Genomic DNA, 20,210 nt, shown 5'->3' with positions numbered 1-20,210 from the left:
AGACACCCACATGAGCAAAGGATTTGCAACAAAAGCCGTCCATGACGGCTATGACTGTCAAAGCCAGGGCGGAGGCGCGGCCAGCGTCCCCATCTACCAGTCGGCCGCCTTTGACATGGTCACCGCCGACCGAGGAGACGCCCTGGCCGCCGGCGAGATAAAAGGGTTCTCTTACTCACGCCTAGCCAACCCCACGGTCAAGGTCCTGGAGGACCGCCTGTCCAGCCTGGAGGGGGGAAAGGGGGCCGTGGCCATGGCCTCGGGGATGGCCGCTGTATCGTCAGCCCTCATGTGTGCCGCCGAGGGCGGCGGGAGACTAATTTCCCCGGTCGATCTTTACGGAACCTCGGTGGATGCCATGAAGACCTTCTTCCCCAACTTCGGCATCGAAACGGATTTCGTGGATGACATTAACGACCTTGATGCCGTGGAATCCCTGATCCAGGACAACACCAGGGCCATCTTCGCCGAATCCGTGGCCAATCCGTCCACGGCCATAGCTGACATCCCCGGCCTTGCCGACCTGGCCCATCGGCATGGGCTGGCCCTAATCATCGACAATACGGTGCCCACGCCCTACCTGCTCAACCCGATCGACTTCGGTGCCGACATCGTCGTCCATTCGACCACCAAGGGGATCAGCGGCCATGGCAACTCTCTGGGCGGGGTCATCGTGGACGCAGGACGGTTCGACTGGGGCAACGGCCGCTTCCCACAGATGAGCCAGCCCGAACTGATCATCAGCGACGAGCGGCACGGGTCCATGGTCAGCTTTCTGGATGCCTTCGGCAAGATGGCCTTTCTCCGCAGGGTCCATACCAAGTACCTGCACACCTTCGGAGCGGTCATGAGCCCCTTAACCGCCTACCTGCAGCTGACCGGCCTTGAGACCCTGGCCCAGCGGGTCGCCACCGAGGTGAAGACGGCGACAATTCTGGCCCGCCACCTGCTGACCATTCCCCAGGTGGAGCAGGTCAACTATTCGGGCATTCCCGAGGGTCGGCACCAGGGCGATACGGACCAGCAAGACCATCTGGCATCAACCTTGCTGCCCAAGGGCGTCGGCACGATCCTGTCTTTCAAAGTCCAGGGAGGCTACGAGCAGGTCAAGCGCATTGTGGACTCGGTGCATCTCATGAGCTACATGCCTAACATCGGCGACTGTCGCACCCTGATTGTGGACCCGGCCAGGATCACCCACAGGGAGGTTCCAGAACCCTACCGCCTCAGCGCCGGTGTGGGCGACGACCTGATTCGAATCTCCGTAGGCCTGGAGAACCCGGACGACCTGATCGCCGATCTGGATCAGGCATTTGCGACCGCCTACCAGGGCACTCTCTAAGGCTGAGTCCCCTACATCACCAAACCCGTTCTGCTCCCAGCAGTATCTTCAGATAATGCGGAGTAGGCATATAGGCAGATTTGCATAAAGAAGAACCTGTGTATAAAAAAGAACCCAGCCAAATGGTCGGGTTCTGATGAAGCCAAAAGACGGGAAGAACTCAGCGGGTCTCCCGGTGCAGGGTATGCTTGCCGCAACGGGGGCAGAACTTCTTGAGCTCCAGACGGTCAGGAGTGTTACGACGGTTCTTGGTCGTAATGTAATTACGCTCCTTGCACACGGTGCACGCCAGCGTAATGCCAGGACGGATATCTGCGGCTTTTGCCATGGTTCACCTCTATAGTCGTTGCACGACCGACGTATGTCGGCCACAGTAGCGAGGAAGAGACTCGAACTCTTGACCTTACGATTATGAGTCGTACGCTCTAGCCAGCTGAGCTACCCCGCCAGAGAGCCTCGGGTGAGAATCGGACTCACGACCTCTTCCTTACCAAGGAAGTGCTCTGCCACTGAGCTACCGAGGCGTGGCGGATAGAGGATTCGAACCTCTGAAGCATTACGCGGCTGATTTACAGTCAGCTCCCTTTGACCGCTTGGGAAATCCGCCATGTCGCACTAGAACCGGAGCTCCGTACGGCAACTTGCCTATAATGACATGTTTTTCTGTTTTCCGCAAGTCTTGCTCCAAGGTCGTGTCTTCCGCGTCAGAGCGGGACAGACAGGTCAGAAATCCCAGTCGTCGTCGTCCGTCTCCACGGCCTTGCCCATGACGTAGGAGGAGCCCGAGCCGGAGAAGAAGTCGTGATTCTCGTCGGCGTTGGGGCTCAACGAGGCGATGATGGCAGGATTCACATCGGTGGTGTCCGAGGGGAAGAGGGCAGGATAGCCCAGGTTCATCAGGGCCTTGTTGCCGTTGTAACGCAGGAACTTGGTGACATCCTCCACCAGGCCCACCCCTGAGTACAGGCTCTCGGTGTATTCCACCTCGTTGTCGTACAGGTCGCCCAGGAGCTCGTAGGTGTAGTCGCTCATGGCCTGACGCTCGGAGTCGGAGACCCTGGCCAGCCCCTTCTGGTACTTGTAGCCGATGTAGTAGCCATGCACGGCCTCGTCACGGATGATCAGGCGGATCAGATCGGCTGTGTTGGTCAGCTTGGCATGGCTGGAGAAGTACATGGGCAGGTAGAAGCCCGAGTAGAAGAGGAAGGACTCCAGCAGGGTGGAGGCCACCTTGCGCTTCAGGGGGTTGTCGCCCTCGTAGTAGTCCAGAACGATCTGGGCCTTGCGCTGGAGGAACTCATTGTGTTCGCTCCACTCGAAGGCAGCGTCGATCTGAGGGGTGGAAGCCAGGGTGGAGAAGATGGAGGAGTAGGACTTGGCATGGACCGACTCCATGAAGGCGATATTGGTGTAAACAGCCTCCTCATGGGGGGTCAGCGCATCCGGAATCAAGCTGACGGCGCCCACAGTCCCCTGGATGGTGTCCAGAAGGGTCAGCCCGGTGAAGACCCGCATGGTCAGGGTGTGCTCCTCCTCGCTCATGGCCTGCCAGGAGGGCAGGTCATTGCTGACGGGAACTTTCTCGGGCAGCCAAAAGTTGCCAGTCAGACGGTCCCAGACCTCAAGGTCCTTCTCGTCCTCCAGACGGTTCCAGTTGATGGCGGAGACCCGGTCAATCAGCTTCAGCGGCTGCCGGGGAATGGAAATGGGTGGGACCATGGTTGATTGCTCCTTGTTGGATAAGTGTTCGACAGTGCGACGCGGATCACGACAGGACCGTCAGTCTACCGCATGGACGGACCCGGCCTGTGGATGTGGATACCAAAGGGCCGGCGCCGCCCTCAAAGACGGCACCGACCTGGGATTGCATATGCCTAGGGCAGATGCCTTAGAGCATGCAGCTGACGCAGCCCTCGACCTCGGTGCCCTCCAGCGCCTGCTGGCGGATTCTGATGTAGTAGAGGGTCTTGATCCCCTTGCGCCAGGCGTAGATCTGAGCCTTGTTCAGGTCGCGGGTGGTGGCCGTGTCAGGGAAGAAGAGGGTCAGCGAGAGCCCCTGATCCACATGCTGGGTGGCCTCGGCGTAGGTGTCCACGATCTTCTTCCAGCCGATCTCGTAGGCATCCTCGAAGTAGTCCAGGTTCTCGTTGGTCATGTAGGGAGCCGGGTAGTAGACGCGTCCGATCTTGCCCTCCTTGCGGATCTCGATCTTGGAGGCAATCGGGTGGATGGAGCTGGTGGAGTGGTTGATGTAGGAGATGGACCCGGTCGGAGGAACGGCCTGGAGGTTCTGGTTGTAGATGCCGTCCTTGAGGATGGCCGCCTGAAGCTCCTTCCAGTCCTCAACCGTGGGGATGTGGACCTGGTACTGGTCGAAGAGGTCCTTGATCCGCTGGGTCCTGGGCTCCAGGGAACGGCTGCCCTCGGTGTACTTGTCGAAGTAGTTCCCCTGGCCTGCCGGCTTGGCGTAGTCGGACTTGGCGAAGGAGGCGAAGGCCTTCCCCCGCTCCACGGCCAGGGCATGGGAGGCCCTGTAGGCGTGGTAGGCCACGGTCATGAAGTACATGTCCGTGAAGTCCAGCCCCTCCTCGGACCCGTAGTGGATGCCCTCGCGGGCCAGGAAGCCATGGAGGTTCATCTGACCCAGGCCGATGGCATGGCCCTCATCGTTGCCCCGCTTGATGGAGGGGACGGCCTCGATGTTGGTGTGGTCGGAGACGGAGGTCAGTGCCCGCACCGAGGTTTCGACCGTGTCAGCCAGGCCGCCGTCCATGGCCTTGGCGATGTTCAGGGACCCCAGGTTGCATGAGATGTCGCGGCCGATATGCTCATAGTCCAGGTTCTCGGAGTAGGTGCTGGGCTCCTGGACCTGCAGGATCTCCGAGCAGAGGTTGGACATGGTGATTCGCCCGTCGATGGGGTTGGCCTTGTTGACCGTGTCCTCGAAGAGAATGTAGGGGTAACCGGACTCGAACTGGATCTCGGCCAGGGTCATGAAGAAGTCACGGGCGTCAATGTACTTCTTGTGGATCCGCTTGTCCTTGACCATCTCCTCGTAGTGCTCGGTGATGGAGATGTCAGCAAAGGGCTTGCCATAGACCCGCTCCACGTCGTAGGGCGAGAAGAGAGCCATGGGCTCCTTGCGCTTGGCCAGCTCGAAGGTGATGTCGGGGATGACCACGCCCAGGGCCAAGGACTTGATGCGGATCTTCTCATCCGCGTTCTCCCGCTTGGTATCCAAGAAGCGCATGATGTCGGGGTGGTGGGCCGACAGGTAGACGGCGCCGGCACCCTGGCGGGCACCCAGCTGGTTGGCATAGGAGAAGGAGTCCTCCAGGAGCTTCATGACCGGGACCACGCCGCTGGACTGGTTCTCGATGTGCTTGATGGGTGCACCCATCTCGCGCAGGTTGCTGAGCAGCAGGGCCACGCCGCCGCCCCTCTTGGACAGCTGCAGGGCGGCGTTGACGCCACGGGAGATGGACTCCATGTTGTCCTCGATGCGCACCAGGAAGCAGGAGACCGGCTCACCGCGCTGGGCCTTGCCCAGATTCAGGAAGGTGGGGGTGGCGGGCTGGAAGCGGCCGGAGATGATCTCATCCGTGTACTTCATGGCGGCCTGCTCATCCCCGTCGGCCAGCTCCAGGGCCACGGCCACGCAGCGCTGGGGGAAGTCCTCCAGGTAGCGCTTGCCATCGAAGGTCTTCAGCGCATAGGAGGTGTAGAACTTGAAGGCCCCCAGGAAGGTTTCGAATTCGAAGCCGCTCTCGGCTGCATGCTGATAGATCTTGTCCAGAAACTCCGGTGTGTAACGATCAAAAACCTTCCGGTCATAGTACTCGTGATCCAGGAGGTAGGCAATCCTCTCAGCCGTGGAGGGGAAGGTCATGGTGTTGGGCCGCACGTGCCGGTCCATGTACTGGCGCTCGGCCTCGTGGTCCTTGTCGAACTGAATCCTGCCGTCCTTGTCGTACAGGTTCAGCATGGCGTTCAGGGCATGGTAGTCGTGAGCCGGATCGAAGGTCTCCTCATCCTCGGATGCGGTCCTATCCAGGGCCAGGGACGTGTCCTCGTTTGCTCCCATCGGGTGTCCTTTCATGAGTATTGCGGTGATAGTGCGTGTAATGAAATTGGCTCAGGACTCGGGGTGGTTGCGGAAGAAATCCACAACCCCACGGCGGACCTTCTCCTGATCCTCCTTGGTGCCCATGAGCTCGAAATAGTAGAGGAAGGGTACATTGCACTTGCGGGAGATGATGTCCCCCGCCATGCAAAAGGCCTCCCCAAAGTTGGTGTTGCCCGAGGCGATGACCCCACGAATCCCGGCCCGGTTGGCCGGGTCGTTCAGAAAGCGCTTGATTTGCGGCATGACCGCCTTCTTGGCTGATCCGCCCCCATAGGTGGGAACGATCAGGATGTAGGGCTGCCGGATGTTGAGCGGCGGATCCTTGGGTCTCAGAGGGATACGGAAGACGTCAATCCCTTCGTCATCCAAATGGCAGTTGGCAATGAACCGGGCGGTGTTGCGCGAGGCCGACGAGAAGTAGACCACGGCCCCCAGGCGCTGACCCTGGGCGGCGAACTCGGGAGCACTGAGCTCCGAATCAGTTCCGGCGGTCTGCTGTTGCTCCATGCTTCCTCCTGATCAGGCCATCCAGAGCCTGTCTTGACGATGATGCCCGCCCTGAGGACGGACCGATCAGAACCCGCCCAGCGCGAGCCTGAACTACTATATGTGCTGTTGATATCGGAAACGGTGAGCATATCTAGGGTTTTCTGTGCCCAATATCACACCGATTCCAACTCGCCTAGAAGTCCCAGTCGTCGTCGTCCGTGGACTCGGAGTGCCCCATGACGTAGGAAGAGCCCGAACCCGAGAAGAAATCATGGTTCTCGTTGGCCGATGGCGATAGGGCCGCCAGGATCTCCGAACTGACATCGGTCTGGTCGGCTGCGAACCGGGCCGGATAGCCCAGGTTCATCAGCGCCTTGTTGGCATTGTAGCGAACGAAGGCGAAGACATCATCGACGAAGGGGAAGCCGTCATATATCTGCCCGGAGTAGACCATCTCCAGATCGTAGAGCTTGTCCAGCAAATCGTTGGTGAACTTCTCCAGCATGGCCTGGTCGGCCTGGGTCCTCTCCTCCAGACCCCGCTGATACTTGTAGCCCGAGTAATAGCCATGGATAGCCTTGTCGCGCAGGATCAGCCGGATCATATCAGCCGTGTTCATCAGCTTGGCATGGCTGGAGAAGTAGAGGGGCAGATAGAAGCCTGCGTAGAGCATGAGGGAGGAGAGCATGGTGGAGGCCACCTTGCGCTTCAGGGGATCCTCGCTGACGTACTCGTGCAGGACCGTGTGGACGCGCTCCTGGAGGACGTCGTTGGCTACAGCCCAGCGGTAGGCCTTGTCGATCTCCTCACTGGAGCAGAGGGTGGAGAAGACCGAGGAGTAGGACCGGGCGTGGACCGACTGCATGAAGGCGATGTTGGTATAGATGGCCTGCTCCTGCTCGGTGCGGGCGTGATCGATCTGCACCAGCTCGCCGATGGTGGCCTGGGTGGTGTCCAGCATGGTCAATCCGGTGAAGACGCGGACGGTGGTCTGACGCTCATGATCGGTCAGGGTATTCCAGGATGGGATGTCATTGGACAGCGGCACCTTTTCGGGCAGCCAGAAGTTGGAGACCAAGCGGTTCCAGACCTCCAGATCCTTCTCGTCGGTGATGTTGTTCCAGTTGACCGGACGAATCCTAGCCTCAGGGGTGACACGGTACTGGGGCGGGGTGATGGACTTGCGCATCATCTCGTCGTCGGCATAGATACCGGCCTCTGACTTGGTGCTCTCTTTGGTGCTTTCCTGCTGGCTCATGACAAAACCGCCTTTCGTGAATCAGCCGACTGCTGCTGGAGCTGCACTCCCATTCCGGCCAAAATGGCTCTGACCGCCTGAACATCCTCCGAGGCGCCCAGCAGCTCGAAACGATAGAGCTCAGGAACACCGCACCGGCGGGCTATCAACGGGCCGGCCGCGCAATAGGCGCTGCCAAAATTCCGGTTACCCGAGGTGACGACCCCGCGGATCAGTCCGCGGTTGACTGGATTGTTCAGGAAGTGGATGACCTGCTTGGGCACGGCCCCCTTGGCTGACCCACCGCCATAGGTGGGCACCAGCAGAAGGTAGGGCGCATCCATAACGGGCATGGGCTGGCGCCGCTCGTAGAGGGGGATGCGGATGGGCTCCTCCACGCCCAGCCGCTGCACAAAGCGGTGGGTGTTGTTGGAGACGCTGGAGAAATACACCAGCCTGGAGGCACCATCGGGAGGATCGTGCCGATCCATATCTGCTGAAGACATAGGGACTGCTGCTCCTTGGTAAACACTATATATTGGATTGACTTGGCCAGCCAACCACAATATATAGGTTTATCCAAGACGACACAAGTTCACAGAAGCAAAACCACCTCCGCTGTGAGATTCCATACAAGGACGGAGACGGCAAGCATTTGCCTTTACACTCGCACCATGGCGACCGTCAGTCAGAGATTGGGCCCTGAGGCAGGCCCTGTCGCCGCAGGTCGGCGCAAACCTCCAGGACCCGGTCATTGGCCTCCCTCTCCCCCACGGTGATGCGGATGCCCTCACCAGGGAAGGTTCTGACCGACAGGCCTGCATCGCGGAAACGCTGATCAGCCTGCGTGGAGGCCTGGCCCAGAGGCAGCCAGTAGTAGTTGGCTCGGGGTTGGGGGATGTTCCACCCCTGCTCTTGCAAACCAGCCAGGATTCTGGCCCGTTCCTGCTTGAGTGCCTGGACCCGTTCGGCCAGGCGGTCCTGTGCGTCCAGGCTGGCCATTGCCGCCGTCTGGGCCACATCGGAGACGCCGAAGGGCAGGGCCACCTTGTTCATGCCGGCAATGATCGGCTCGGCAGCCACGGCGTATCCAATCCGCAGCCCCGCCAGTCCGTAAGCCTTGGAGAAGGTCCGGGCCACTATCACATTGGGATGCTCGCGCATGAGTGACAATCCGTCGGCGCGGTCAGGGTCGTCATTGAACTGTATATAGGCCTCGTCAAAGAGCACCGGCAGGTCGGCGGGCAGGGCCTGCAGCAGACGTTCGGCCTGGTCGCGGTCGACGTTGGTCGCGGTCGGATTGTTGGGATTGTTGACGATGACCAGTCTGGTGTGGTCGTTGACCGCGGCGATCATGGCACCGATGTCATGCCGCCCCTCTTTATCCAAGGGCACGGGCACCCCTGTGGCTCCAGCCGAGGTGACGATGATGGGATAGGCCTCGAAACTGCGCCAGGGATAGACCACCTGGTCGCCATGGCCGGCCACCAGGTCAACCAGCTGGGTAATGACCTCAGTGGACCCGCATCCCAGCTGGATGCATGCGGGATCCACCCCGTGCAGCTGGGCCAGCCGCTCTACCAGACGGGTGCCACGCATATCCGGATAACGGTTCAGATGGCCCAAGGCCTGTTCGGAGACGGTCTGAACCACGCCCGGCAGGGGCGGATAGGGGTTCTCGTTGCTGGAGATCTTGTAGCTGGTCAACCCGGGAACGGCTGGTGCCGGGCTGCCCTGCCGGTATCCGGGAAGGGAATCAATGCTGGCGCGATGACGATAGTACATGGGCACCATGCTAGTGGCCGCCGTATGCTCCTGCGGTGTCTGTTCCGCTGCACGGTCCTCCCGAGACGCGAATGGCCCCCGGTCCTTGCGCAGGACCAGGGGCCACTATCACCGCCTCTTTACTTGAGGATGGCCAGAACGTCGCGTGCGGACACGATCAGGTAGTCCTCGCCGCCGTAGTTGACCTCGGTGCCGCCGTACTTGGAGTACAGAACCTTGTCGCCAACCTTGACATCCATGGGGATGCGCTCGCCCTTGTCGTCACGACGGCCGGGGCCTGCCGCCAGCACCTCGCCCTGCTGGGGCTTCTCCTTGGCGGTATCGGGGATGACCAGCCCGGAAGCGGTCTTAGTCTCCGCCTCAGCCTGCTTGATGACGATCTTGTCTTCCAACGGTGTGAGTGAAATCGACACTGTGGACCTCCTACATCTTGTGAGAACAGCCAATGAACCCACGCCGGAACGTCGATGAGAGGCTGACGAACACTCACCACGCATTCCTTTGCGCTACAAGTCATAGTAGCGCGAAATTAGCACTCTGCCAACTTGAGTGCTAACGCTGGTGGTGAAAGAATGATCGCGGATTGGTCCCTCAGGACTTGTCTGCCGGACGACGCCGAGCCAATATGGCCTCCACGCCGATGGACAGGGAGTCCTCGCTGCGGTCGGGCACCTCGACCTGAGCCTGCATCTCCCTCTTGTGAAAGTCGTCGGGCTGCCCATCGGCCTTCTTCTTTTCGGGGGGACGGGCCACGGAGACCTGCCGGGTGGACTTGATCTCCAGGCTGTGAGGACCCTCGTCTTCGTTATTCTTGCCGCCCTTGTCTGATCCCTCACCACGGGCTGAACCCAGGGAGAAGGAGATCAGATCCTGGCCCGCCGCCATGCCGAAAGCGTCCAAGGCCGGAGAGGGATTGATGCGCTTGAGTTCATTGGTGGCATCGTCCTGAGCCTTTGCCGAGGACGATGATCCCCCGGATGTGGAGGACTGAGTCGACGAAGCTGGGCGCTCTTTGCCGGCAGACGCAGAGGCCGATCCAGACTTACCCGACTGAGTAGCGACGGATTGCACGGATGCCGACTGCGGAGAGGCGGCGGACTTGTCCACTGACGACTTGGGCGCCGCCGGCTTGGAGGCAGCCTTTTGGGCCCTCGAAGATTTGGTAGTTGCCGGTTTCGAAGCCTCCGGTCGAGAAGCCGCTTGTTTGGCTGGGGTCCGTTCAGAGGCTTTCTTGGCGGCGGACGGCTTGTTCGACGTATGTGCGGTCTGTGCAGCAGTCTTTTCGCTCGACTTGGCGGACCCGGCTGAACTCTTGGCCTTGCTGCTACTGACTGCAGACTTTGCAGGCTTGGACGAATTGTGCTGCCTGGCTTTGAGGGCTGCCTGCTGATCAGCCTTGGCCTGGGCCAGTGTTTGACGAATCTCACCCTGATCAAGCACATCCGTGGCAGTTTCCGTGCCGCCTCCATTCTTGGCCTGCCCAGGTTTGCTAGGAGTCCTGCTCTTAGTCAGAATGGCTGCCTGCTGACGACGCTGCCGGGCACGCCGCTGAGCTAAATTGCGCTCCCAGGCCCGGGCCTGGGCCGAAGCATGCGCGCCAGCGACCAACACCACCACCACCAGCGCCAAGGGAATCAGAGTAAACCATGGGCTGTAGTCCATAAGGAAGGAGCAACCAGCCACCAGCAGGGTGACGACCAAGAGAGCAAGGACCAGAATGCGACGACGACGTATGGCCGCGCGGCGCAACTGTCTGATCTGCTTGATGCGCTGGGCTTGACTGCGCCGGTTGCCATCCTGCTGCCCTTGCTGCATGACCAACCCTTTCACCGTCCTCGACTGCCTGTCGCAGAACCTCATACCGTCTTCCCGACCCACCATATGCAGGGAGGTGGAAAGCCTGTCCTGGCGATGCTCCGAGGCCCGCTTCATGCCCTTGACGGTGCGAAACGGCAACCAACCCAGCACCAGAATCACTGCAATCACCAAAACCACGATGCTGCTGAGTGATTCATAAACCATAGGTACTACGTTAGTTGACGGTATGCCCCAAGCGGCAAGTCAAACCCAGCGTGTCGACCATGTCCGTCCCAGGGGCTCATAAACGAGCCAGCAAATCCGGATCGAATTGGTCGCTGATCCAGGCAAAGGTCAGGTGATCCCGCCACTGTCCGTTGACATACATGTAACTGCGGCGCAGCCCCTCCGGCTCCATGCCCAGCTTCTGGACTACGCGCAGGGATCGTTCGTTTTCAGGCAGAATCGCCACCTCAAGCCGGTGCAGATGGGGTCCCCTCCTGTCTCTGAATGCCCAGTCAGCCAGAATGGCCAGAGCCAGGGGTGCGAACCCATGACCAATCCAGTCCTGATCCACCCAGTAGCCCGCTGTCGCTGTGCGCATGGATCCGTAGCGGATGGCGCCCAGGGAAATCTGCCCCACGATGCTCTGATGAAACTCCATCAGAAAGACCGCGGAAGTCCCCTCCTGCCGGGCACGTTCCAGCTCCTGCATCCACTGGGCATAGGTCATGCCAGGTCCGTGGCGGGGATCCCCTGACTCCCATGGGGCCAGCCAATCGCGATTCCTCCATCGGACCGCGTTCCAGGCTGCTTGGTCGCCCTCGCGGATGGGCCTCAGTAGGAAGTCCCCATGACCTGGGGGCGCAGTCAGACCGTCAGGCAAATCCAGGGCATGGTCCGAACGGGCTCGGGAACCCTGCCAGACCTGGCGGAAGGTATGCAGAACCGACATGACTCCATGTTCTCACCGAACGTCAGCTGAGGCAGACATGCGTCCACCAGGGAGAACCCCCTGCTGGTAGAACTGAGGACATGAACGAGCAGGAACGCATCGATAGGGACAAGCAGGATCGACGCAGCCGGCTGCTTGAAGCCCGACGACGTATCGACCCGGCCCAGTGCCTGGACGCAGGACGCAAGCTTGCCGATCTGCTGGCAGGCCAGGTACTTGCCAGGATCGGACGCTCCCGAGGCGGCCAAAGCCTGACCGTAGCTGCTTTCGCCTCCATTCGCGGGGAGATAGCCATGGATCCCAGCCTGGACCTGCTACTGGGCCGGGGCGACCAGGTGCTCATCCCCATGCTGGGAACAGGCACCCAGGTAGGTTGGGGTCGACTGCAATCAAGGCAGGATCTGGATGACATGAAGCGGATTCCAGGTTGGCGGCCCGACGAACCCGATATGCCTGCCCTACCGGCACAGGTCTTGGGTAAGGCCGATCTGATTCTGGTGCCAGCGCTGGCCATTGACCATGCCGGCATTCGTCTGGGTCGGGGCGGCGGCTGGTATGACCGCGCCCTAGGCCTGCGTGCCGAACAGGCCCCAGTGGTGGGCATCTGCTGGCCCGGCGAATTCGTGGAAGCCCCCCTGCCCCATCTCGACCATGATCTCCCCGTGGATGCAGTCCTGACGCCTGAAGGTTTCACGCCCACAGCCACAGGTCTGTCACGAAAGCCCGGCACAGGCCATAATGGTGATGGACAAGACTGACGAGAGGCCCGGTGCCGATTCTTCTGGTCGAAGCCACCACTAGGATATTGGATGTTGAACCAATCGTCGCGCAAACCGACCATCAGCGGAGGGAAAGAACGGTGCCCACCTATCATTATCGTTGCAAGAACTGCGGATACGACTTTACCAAGGAGCAGTCCTTCAACGACGAACCCATCACCATCTGCCCCAAGTGCGGGCAACAGCAGGTCCGTAAGATCTTCTCCGCAGTGCCCATCGAGTTCAAGGGCCATGGCTTCTACCGGACCGATGGAGCCTCATCCTCCTCTTCGAGCTCCACAAGCAGCAAGTAGACCAAGAGGCACATTCGACCACATCGACCATGCAGACCCTGACGTCGGCCAAGCTTCTGGCAGGCTGGGGGCATGGTCGATTTTTCCATTTTCAGCAACAAGGGTAAGCCTTCAGCGGCAGCCGGATCCCTGACCCGCCGACGACGACTTTTTCGGCTGAGGCGCCTGGGAACCGCCCTGGCATTGGGGCTGGCAGTTTTCTGCACCTTGCAGATCCTGATCCAGGCCCAGGGCCGCCTGTCTATACTGGTCGCCGCACGACCCATTGCACGAGGATCAGCCATCGAACCTGCCATGGTTGAAACGCGGATCATGCATGGCAGGGAAGGTCTGCCCGGCCTGATCTCTTCGTTTGCACAAGTTCGCGGACGGCGGCTGATGATCAGCGTCCATTCGGGGCAACCGCTGACCACGGCCATGATCAGTAGTAGACCGGCACAGCCACCCGGAACGACCCCGGTGACGGTCCGCCTTGCCTACGATCCGGGCAACCTGCAGGCTGGCGACCAGGTGAGTTTGCTGGCTTCAGGGAACTGCCCAGCCGCCACCAGCCCGCATCCCGCCCAAGACCGACCAGGTTCTGATAGGACGCCGGGGCTTCCCCATAGCCAGCAAGCCAGCGACCTGCAGACGCCGACTTCCGGGCAAACTTCAGGCAGCGGAAACTGCATGATAGCCGAGAAAGCTCTGGCGCTACAACCGGCGCAGACAATCCCCAGGGATCGATCCGACCCGGAAGGACGGGAGGGCGACCAAGTCCGGCAAGCATCCCAGGCCGTCTTCGCCCTGAACGCTGGTCAGGCTCTGCTCTTGTTGTCGCTGGATCCATCCACCCCCGTCATCGCCATCCGCCCCGACAGCACTCCCACATCAACACTCTCTAATCATGTCGGAAAACCGAAACCATTCTGGGCCCGCGATAATGGAGGAAGAAGCAGGCATGGGTGTTCCCATGCCTGACATCAGCTACGGAAGGATGCAGGATGGCCTCGATCAATCAGGTGGCGGCCAAGGATACCGCCGAAGCAGTCCACAAAATCTCACAGATCAGCAACAAGGGCGTGCTGGGCGAGTTCAAGCAGTTCATCTCGCGCGGATCCATGGTGGATATGGCCGTGGGCGTGGTCATGGGCTCGGCGGTGACCAGCGTGGTCAACGCCATCGTCAACAATCTGATCAGCCCGCTGATCGCCATGATCTTCGGCAAACCGGACCTGTCGGGACTCCTGACCATCAGCTACCGGAACGCCACTATTTCCTTTGGCGCCATTTTGACGGCTCTGCTCAACTTCCTCTTAATCGCCATCGCCGTCTACTTCTGCATCATCATGCCCATCAACAAGCTGCGGCAACTGAGCCGGGCGGCCTCGGGCATCAAGGACCAGCCCAATGCACCCAGCCCGCAAGACCAGAGCCTGCAGTTGCTTCGCCAGATCGCCGACGATATCCACCGGTCAACAGGTACAGACAGGCAACAGGATGGAACCGAACTGCCCAAGGGTCAGGATTAGGATCAGCGGTCAGTCGCCGCGCTCATTGGGGAAGAGCCCCCAATGCGGAGGCAGCTCGCCCAGGATCCTCCGGTCATCCCCGTCAAGACGATCCTGCGCGCAGACCCGGTCCTGAGGATCTTCCTCGGTGCCATCAACATCGAACCGTTCCCTGCCTGGGCGAACCACCCGGTGATGCCGACGCGGGCGCGAAGTTGCAGGCTCACTGGGCTCACCGTTCTGCTTCCCGCGTTCTGGCTGATCATCCTTCGCCATTAACGCGCCTGCTGGTAGATATCGGCAAGGCGAGCGACGATCCTGTCGGCTTCTTTGTCAGGGTTGACAAAGGCCGAAACGCTCCAGACGGTCATAACCGACCATCCGAGATACTGCAGGTCCTCGGTGGTGAAACGGTGACGTTCCCGGGTGGACTGGGTATGCATGAACTCGGCGTCGTCTGTCAGCACCGCCAAAGCATAGGGCTTGTTCTTGAGCCCGACCACCAGCGGAATTCTGGGCGCCTGGTCGTACCCGTAATCCAGGGCTACATCCAGTCCCCGGGTCCGCAGCCGCTGGGCCAGATCCCGGAAGAGCACATTGGTGGACTGCTCGGCCTGCTCAGGTCGGACCGGTTCCGCATCAGGGTGCTCAGCCCAGGTCAGCAGATCCTTGAGCAGACGCGGCCCGGGCTGGTGAAGGCGGTCGTCCTCCAGATCCTCGGCGGAAAATGCCGCGACGATGTCCAAATTCCGATCCGGCAGAACAAGAGCATCCAGCAGCATGCCCTTGCCCCCTTCGCCTTCCAGATCGCCGAACTGCTGCAGGAGACGACCGTGGGTGGTTTTGGCAAAGCCCAGAGTGAGGATTACATCCGTGGCTCGAGCACCACAAACCTCGTCAATGCCGACGATGCGTACATGCCGCAGGAACTTGGCAAAAACCCTGTCCTTGGCTGCTGCCGATTTGAGTTCGGCACCTAGCCGGGAACGATGGGTTGCCGACAGGGTGACCACAGTCAGCAGATAACTGTTCGGCACCAGGGAGAAGGATCCTGCCCTGCGCTTGAGCATGTCGACAACGGCAGCGACCTCCTGTTGACTGGACTCGACCAGACCGGTGGCCATGACCGGGACGCCAGCGCCCTCCACCCTGGTCAGGGTAACCCTGCCAGGTTCCCGACAATCGGGGACAGGTGCCGACAGATCCCCATAGCCGTGATCCTTCAGGAAGGCGCCTAACCGAGTCGAGCGGCGTGAGGGGCGGGCTTTGACGGTGACCGGGACCAGATGGTCGATCAATTGCAGAAGGCCATCCGAAGTGATGGTAGGCCGGTGGGCGATGACCGCCACCTGCCGTGCCCGAGCCAGCACAGTCAGCACCTGGATGGAAGGCATATGGGCCCCGGCATCGATGATGACCGTGTCGGCCAGCTGTGTCGGATTGGTCCTCGTTGCCAACGTGGCCGGAGTCGCGATGATGATGGGCTTGGCCGCCGACAGTATGCCAGGGTGGGCCTGTTGGAAGACCGCAAGGGAGGCACCGGGGTTGCCGGCCAGCATAGTGTGCAGCTGATTGGCCTCCTGGGTGCGCGAAAAGAGCAGCTCAGACAGACGCTTTTCGCTCTCTTGGGCAACCATGGGCCCTACGCTGGCCACATGCTGGGCATCCACCTGGCTGAAACGGTCGGCTGCGTTGGACAGGGCGGAACCATCCTGGTTGGAGATGATCTGCGAGGAGCGCATGATGTCATCGAAGACCGTGGTCCACCAGGCCAGTTGCAGCTCGGCCCGTACCGCCTTGCCTTCAACCTGACGGTTGCGCAGGTCCTGGACCAGGTCCTGCAGCCCTGCCTCGCTGAATTCACCCTCCAAAGCGCAGCGCTCGGGCAAGGTATCCAAGGCTGTATGGTCGTCAAAGAGCGCCTTGAGCCGCTCCTCCACCTTGTTGAAGTCCATGGTCTCCAGATCGCCGCCTGCCGGAGTCGAATCCAGGACGGTGTCCAGAGCTGTCATGTCGCGGATCAGGGATTCCTGCGTGTCGATGATGACGTCCAGTTTGGGCGGTAGGACCGGCCAGCCACCGTGAGGGACGAAGGTCCGCCACTGCTCGGCCTGCTTGGAGACCACCACCAGCGACTCATGCAGATCCTCGACCTGGGCACCGGGCCTGAGCAGGCTCTTGGCCTCCTTGACCAGACGTCTACGCTCCCAGAATCCCAGATTGGTGCCATTGGCCTTGCGATCGGCCTTGGACTTGGTGGCCTCGATCATGGCGGGGATGTCGCGCTCGAAGATGGAGGGCTGGAAGACATCCAGGACCCGGCGCAGGTTCTTGAGGACCACCACCTGCCGCCCCCAATCCTTGACGGTGGCCGGCACAGGGAATCCGCAGGTCTCTACAGTGGATTTGACCTGCTCACGGGTGTCCGGCAGAAGCCGCTGCAGAAGACGAACCACGCGGGAGTAAGCGTCCACAGCCTCGTTCTCGCTGACCAGGGTGGCGCCGTACCAGGGGGTGTCCTGGGGACCGATGACGAATTCGCCCAGCTCGGCAGCCCTCTCCAGCTTGTCCGCCCACGTATCCAGCTCGGGCTGCAGGTTGTGGGCCGTGGCCGCGCCCAGACGGACACGGGTGGCAGGATGCGTAGGCATATTGGCAATGTTGGCCAGATTCTGAATGGTCTGGTAGGCCGAAACCCCCCAACTGGAATCCACCCCATGCAGATCGCCCAGGTAGCGGGTCAGTCGGGAGCGGACACCCACAAGCTCGTCAGCCACCTGATCAAAATGCTCGCTGGACTTGCCGGGTTTGAACCCCACTGCATCGATCAGTCGTTGGTCCAGGATCCTGCCCAGTTGGTCGTCGGTCAGATCAAGGGCCATGTCAGCCATCCCAGCGGCATCCAAACGATGCTGGAAACGCCGCTTCTCCTCCACCACGCAGGGCACATAGAGCACGGTCCTGCCGGCGGTGACGCAGCGCGAGGCGATGGCCAGGGCATCATCGGCGCTGTGACGGCCGGTCTGCTCATCCACAAGCACGCTGTGCCCGGTCGCCACCAGCTGGGCAGCATAACGGACCCGGTTGTCCACATCTCCAGCCTCAAACTCGCTGTGAGGGTCAGCATCGAAGGGGCTGTAGTCGGGCACTGGTCCGCCCTTGAGCCGCTCGGAGGCTGCCTGGTCGCCAGCTAGGGCATCGAGCAAATCGTTGCCGGTGGATCCAGCGGTCATCCGGTCCAGAATCCGCAGGCTCTCGCCCAACAGCTGTGCCGATGGCTCAATAAAGCACCCCAGAACGATTTTCCGCCCAATGGTGAAGTCGCTGATATGCGGCGTGATCAGGGCCGTCATGTCCTTGAAAAGCGACGAGGTTTCAGGTGTGCCGCCCTGATAATGGGAGGCGGAAAACAGACGATCCGGATCCAGGGTGATGCCCCGCTCGCGCATGGCCGAGATCAAAGCAGGATTAAGATCCACCTTGCCTGTGAATCTGATAGAGGCCCTGGATGCCCCCTGTGTGCTCTCATCGATGCGCACGGGATAGAGCAGTACGGGCATGTCGCGCCCCTGCCAGGCAGCCACCCCCACCACCATGGAGAGCTGGGCGAAACCGCTGGCACGCTCCTTGGCGGCCTGATCATCCAGAACCCGCTCCATACGACGGTGAGCCGCACGCAGCATGCCGCGATCCCGGAAAAGCGCATCCAGATGAACCTGGCCGCTGGCGAAAAGCTGGGCAATCCCGGAAGGATGCGCGTGCGTCAGATCCATCTGCGCGGCCAGCTGCGACACATTCTCCAAGGGAGTCAGTCCCACCTGGTTCTGATAGTCCTGGCGCCATCCCCGGATTCGCTCCAGGGGAGTCAACGGAGCCTTGACCTCTTCTGCCGCACGCTCGGAGGAGGACCCAGCCGCTGATGCCTGTGCATCAGCCCGTTTGTCCTCTTCCGATCCACCGGTGCTCATTACCGTCTCGCTCATCCGTCCACTCACTTCCGCACGGCGTTCAGATATTCGTGATACCCGTCATTGTTACGCAGGGCCGCGTCGATGTCCTGGTCGCCCTGAGCCTCCAACCAGGCGTACAGATCATCATAGAGGGCCGGATTCATCGCCAGGAAGGGCAGCAACTGGCGATGCTTGGCCATGGCGAACTGCAGGGCGAAATCCCCGGTGCGTTTGGCATCATCGGAGCTCATCCCATCCACCTCGATGGCCTCCTGACCACGGTCATAGTCACCCTTGGAAACCCGCTCAAAAACGGATCCAGGCTCGAAAGCCGGCTGATACCGCTGGTCATCATCCGGCTGATCCGCTGGCTGAGGACGTCGATCCTGATCTGACTCCTTCTTGGAAAGGCGGGCCAGCTCTACGGCCCCCAGTGGAGTGAATCCCTGGCCTGTGTCCGCTTCGCTCACCCGGCCTTGCCGAGATTGACCATCTGCATAACCCCTGCGGCCGGAAACTGCGCGATCATCACGATGACGGCGATCATCGCGAGCATCCTGGTCATAGCGATCCTGATCGGGGGCCGATTCAGCGGAACGGGAACGACGAGCATCAGCGAAAAGATCGCGATCGACCGGCAGGCTATCCTCCTCCCGAATACCGACCAAGGGAAGACTCTGCTCGGATTCGCGTTCCTGCCATGGCAGAGGCTGGCGAGCATCGCCACCACGCCGGCCACCTTCGCGGTCCTCGAATACTCCATCATCCGGCTGGTCGGAATAGGCTCCGCGAGGGTATGATTCCTGGCCCTCAGCCGAACCGACATCGGCCGGTCTCCTGTCGGTCTGGCCATGCTCGGCTGAATCAGCATTGTCAGAATAACGAACTTGCGGGCCTTGGGAATCTGCTGGTTCCGGCCTACCTGAGAAAGTCGATGACGGATTGCCCTCCGAACCGCGAGTGGCTGGGGCATTCCTGGGACGATCTGGTGAAGCGCCGCCGGTCTCTGGGGAAGAATCGGCTGTCTTGGCAGCGCCCAAGGCCATATCGTGAAGGGCAGTGACCCGGTTGCGAACCCCGTCGGCCTTGAAGATGCCAGTGGGCTCGCCGGCGCGCATGTCCAGAATGTCATCGACAGACATTTCAGCCGCATCAGGCTCCACCATGCCCCGGGGCTGTGTGGAGTATGAGAAAAGGTCAGGCACCTGGGGCGAGGGATTGGTCGTATCCTCTTCGGGATTGTTGATGCGCACGAAGTCGACGGGGACATCACCGAACTGGAAGCGAGCCGAGCTGCTGGATAGGGGGAAGGCGGCGTCCACAGGCAGCCTGACCAGGGAGCCGTCTGACTGGATCAGATAGGAGCCGTTGGTGGAACCCATATCGCGCAGGGTGGCCAGACCGTCCTGGTCAACGGAAAAAATGGCATGTCGTTTGGACATGGATTTAGTCTGATCGGGCACCTCCAGACGGCGCCGACCGTCATCGGCCAGCGGACGCAGGGGCTTGCGGCCAATCTCGACGGTCTCGCCAGGCTTGAGCCGGGTCTCTTCCGCCCCATTGAACTTGATTATCCACACCTGCCCCGGTCGCCGATCGTCACTCACGTTTTCGACCTCCCAAATCTGCAGCCGCCTTCACTCGGTACTACCGCCTATTCTGTCATGAAACCCAGAGATAGGATTGATTGCGTGCCGAATTACCTGATAAAGGACACATGAGAGGCTCGCAGGCATAGCGCACCTCTTGGAGCCGTCCGGATCGGGAGTATCTGCAGGTCTGATTGTGGTAAACGGCAGGTGGCTCATTGCCTGCCATGAATCAATTCAGACACTTCGATCCACTCTTGTGCGGATAGCAAACGACTCATAATCGTTTGGTCCAAGGCCGACCCAACAGGCACACCAATCCCCCAGGGTATGGGAAAGCCCCGGGCCGTCGGTGACGACACAGGGCTTTCCAGCATG

General features: G+C 60.8%; 18 protein-coding genes and 3 tRNA genes. 5 read left to right on the top strand and 16 right to left on the bottom strand.

What is annotated here, in order from left to right; all coding sequences use genetic code 11:
* Positions 1-10 precede the first annotated feature (10 nt).
* A complete protein-coding gene (locus J3T93_RS00425; RefSeq protein WP_267430129.1) occupies positions 11-1,342 on the top strand; it encodes an O-acetylhomoserine aminocarboxypropyltransferase/cysteine synthase family protein in 1,332 nt (443 codons plus the stop codon).
* 160 nt (positions 1,343-1,502) lie between these two features.
* On the opposite strand, the gene rpmG is transcribed toward J3T93_RS00425, so the two are convergent.
* The 13 genes from rpmG to J3T93_RS00360 form a co-directional block, all read right to left on the bottom strand.
* A complete protein-coding gene (rpmG, locus tag J3T93_RS00420; protein ID WP_015022386.1) occupies positions 1,503-1,670 on the bottom strand; it encodes a 50S ribosomal protein L33 in 168 nt (55 codons plus the stop codon).
* Between the two features lie 46 nt (positions 1,671-1,716).
* Positions 1,717-1,790, bottom strand: a tRNA-Met gene (locus tag J3T93_RS00415).
* Between the two features lie 4 nt (positions 1,791-1,794).
* Positions 1,795-1,866 (bottom strand) — tRNA-Thr (locus tag J3T93_RS00410).
* A gap of 1 nt (position 1,867) precedes the next feature.
* A tRNA-Tyr gene (locus J3T93_RS00405) sits at positions 1,868-1,949 on the bottom strand.
* A 116-nt stretch (positions 1,950-2,065) separates the two neighbouring features.
* Complete coding sequence (gene nrdF, locus J3T93_RS00400) at positions 2,066-3,061, bottom strand: class 1b ribonucleoside-diphosphate reductase subunit beta (RefSeq protein ID WP_220236288.1); 996 nt, start codon at positions 3,059-3,061, stop codon at positions 2,066-2,068.
* A gap of 169 nt (positions 3,062-3,230) precedes the next feature.
* Positions 3,231-5,426, bottom strand: coding sequence for a class 1b ribonucleoside-diphosphate reductase subunit alpha (gene nrdE, locus J3T93_RS00395; RefSeq protein ID WP_267430128.1), 2,196 nt, complete (start codon positions 5,424-5,426; stop codon positions 3,231-3,233).
* Between the two features lie 51 nt (positions 5,427-5,477).
* Positions 5,478-5,975, bottom strand: coding sequence for a class Ib ribonucleoside-diphosphate reductase assembly flavoprotein NrdI (gene nrdI / locus J3T93_RS00390; RefSeq protein WP_015022389.1), 498 nt, complete (start codon positions 5,973-5,975; stop codon positions 5,478-5,480).
* Between the two features lie 175 nt (positions 5,976-6,150).
* Complete coding sequence (gene nrdF / locus J3T93_RS00385) at positions 6,151-7,146, bottom strand: class 1b ribonucleoside-diphosphate reductase subunit beta (RefSeq protein ID WP_229132307.1); 996 nt, start codon at positions 7,144-7,146, stop codon at positions 6,151-6,153.
* A 65-nt stretch (positions 7,147-7,211) separates the two neighbouring features.
* The gene (nrdI, locus tag J3T93_RS00380) at positions 7,212-7,700 is read right to left on the bottom strand and encodes a class Ib ribonucleoside-diphosphate reductase assembly flavoprotein NrdI (protein ID WP_267430127.1); all 489 of its coding nucleotides are present in this window, start codon (positions 7,698-7,700) and stop codon (positions 7,212-7,214) included.
* Between the two features lie 178 nt (positions 7,701-7,878).
* Positions 7,879-8,979, bottom strand: coding sequence for a histidinol-phosphate transaminase (locus tag J3T93_RS00375; protein ID WP_267430126.1), 1,101 nt, complete (start codon positions 8,977-8,979; stop codon positions 7,879-7,881).
* A gap of 119 nt (positions 8,980-9,098) precedes the next feature.
* Complete coding sequence (groES, locus tag J3T93_RS00370) at positions 9,099-9,392, bottom strand: co-chaperone GroES (protein WP_015022393.1); 294 nt, start codon at positions 9,390-9,392, stop codon at positions 9,099-9,101.
* Positions 9,393-9,570: 178 nt separating this feature from the next.
* On the bottom strand, positions 9,571-11,001 hold the full coding sequence (locus J3T93_RS00365) for a hypothetical protein (protein WP_267399374.1): 1,431 nt from the start codon (positions 10,999-11,001) through the stop codon (positions 9,571-9,573).
* A gap of 76 nt (positions 11,002-11,077) precedes the next feature.
* The gene (locus tag J3T93_RS00360; protein ID WP_267399373.1) at positions 11,078-11,731 is read right to left on the bottom strand and encodes a GNAT family N-acetyltransferase; all 654 of its coding nucleotides are present in this window, start codon (positions 11,729-11,731) and stop codon (positions 11,078-11,080) included.
* Between the two features lie 80 nt (positions 11,732-11,811).
* Here J3T93_RS00360 and J3T93_RS00355 point away from each other — a divergent pair, with 80 nt between their 5' ends.
* The 4 genes from J3T93_RS00355 to J3T93_RS00340 all read left to right on the top strand — a co-directional run bounded on the left by J3T93_RS00355 (position 11,812) and on the right by J3T93_RS00340 (position 14,314).
* Positions 11,812-12,489 (top strand): 5-formyltetrahydrofolate cyclo-ligase, encoded by a 678-nt coding sequence (locus J3T93_RS00355; protein WP_267430125.1) that lies wholly within the window; start codon positions 11,812-11,814, stop codon positions 12,487-12,489.
* Between the two features lie 101 nt (positions 12,490-12,590).
* The gene (locus J3T93_RS00350; RefSeq protein ID WP_024626815.1) at positions 12,591-12,803 is read left to right on the top strand and encodes an FmdB family zinc ribbon protein; all 213 of its coding nucleotides are present in this window, start codon (positions 12,591-12,593) and stop codon (positions 12,801-12,803) included.
* Between the two features lie 72 nt (positions 12,804-12,875).
* Positions 12,876-13,763 carry an SAF domain-containing protein gene (locus J3T93_RS00345; RefSeq protein ID WP_267430124.1) on the top strand — a complete coding sequence of 296 codons (888 nt, stop codon included), beginning with the start codon at positions 12,876-12,878 and terminating at the stop codon, positions 13,761-13,763.
* A gap of 140 nt (positions 13,764-13,903) precedes the next feature.
* Positions 13,904-14,314, top strand: coding sequence for an MscL family protein (locus tag J3T93_RS00340; RefSeq protein ID WP_373312880.1), 411 nt, complete (start codon positions 13,904-13,906; stop codon positions 14,312-14,314).
* Between the two features lie 9 nt (positions 14,315-14,323).
* Here the strand turns inward: J3T93_RS00340 and J3T93_RS00335 are convergent, their stop codons facing one another.
* Genes J3T93_RS00335 through J3T93_RS00325 form a run of 3 tightly spaced genes read right to left on the bottom strand, consistent with a single transcriptional unit; the run spans position 14,324 to position 19,850 of the window.
* Positions 14,324-14,569 (bottom strand): hypothetical protein, encoded by a 246-nt coding sequence (locus J3T93_RS00335; RefSeq protein ID WP_267430123.1) that lies wholly within the window; start codon positions 14,567-14,569, stop codon positions 14,324-14,326.
* On the bottom strand, positions 14,569-18,276 hold the full coding sequence (locus J3T93_RS00330; protein ID WP_267430122.1) for a helicase: 3,708 nt from the start codon (positions 18,274-18,276) through the stop codon (positions 14,569-14,571). The genes J3T93_RS00335 and J3T93_RS00330 overlap by 1 nt, the downstream gene beginning before the upstream one ends.
* Positions 18,277-18,284: 8 nt before the next feature.
* Positions 18,285-19,850 carry an FHA domain-containing protein gene (locus tag J3T93_RS00325; RefSeq protein WP_267430121.1) on the bottom strand — a complete coding sequence of 522 codons (1,566 nt, stop codon included), beginning with the start codon at positions 19,848-19,850 and terminating at the stop codon, positions 18,285-18,287.
* Between the last annotated feature and the right edge of the window lie 360 nt (positions 19,851-20,210).

The organism is Bifidobacterium sp. B4111, assembly GCF_026537235.1.
GTDB lineage: Bacteria > Actinomycetota > Actinomycetes > Actinomycetales > Bifidobacteriaceae > Bombiscardovia.
This window is presented reverse-complemented; position numbering and strand designations above follow the sequence as displayed.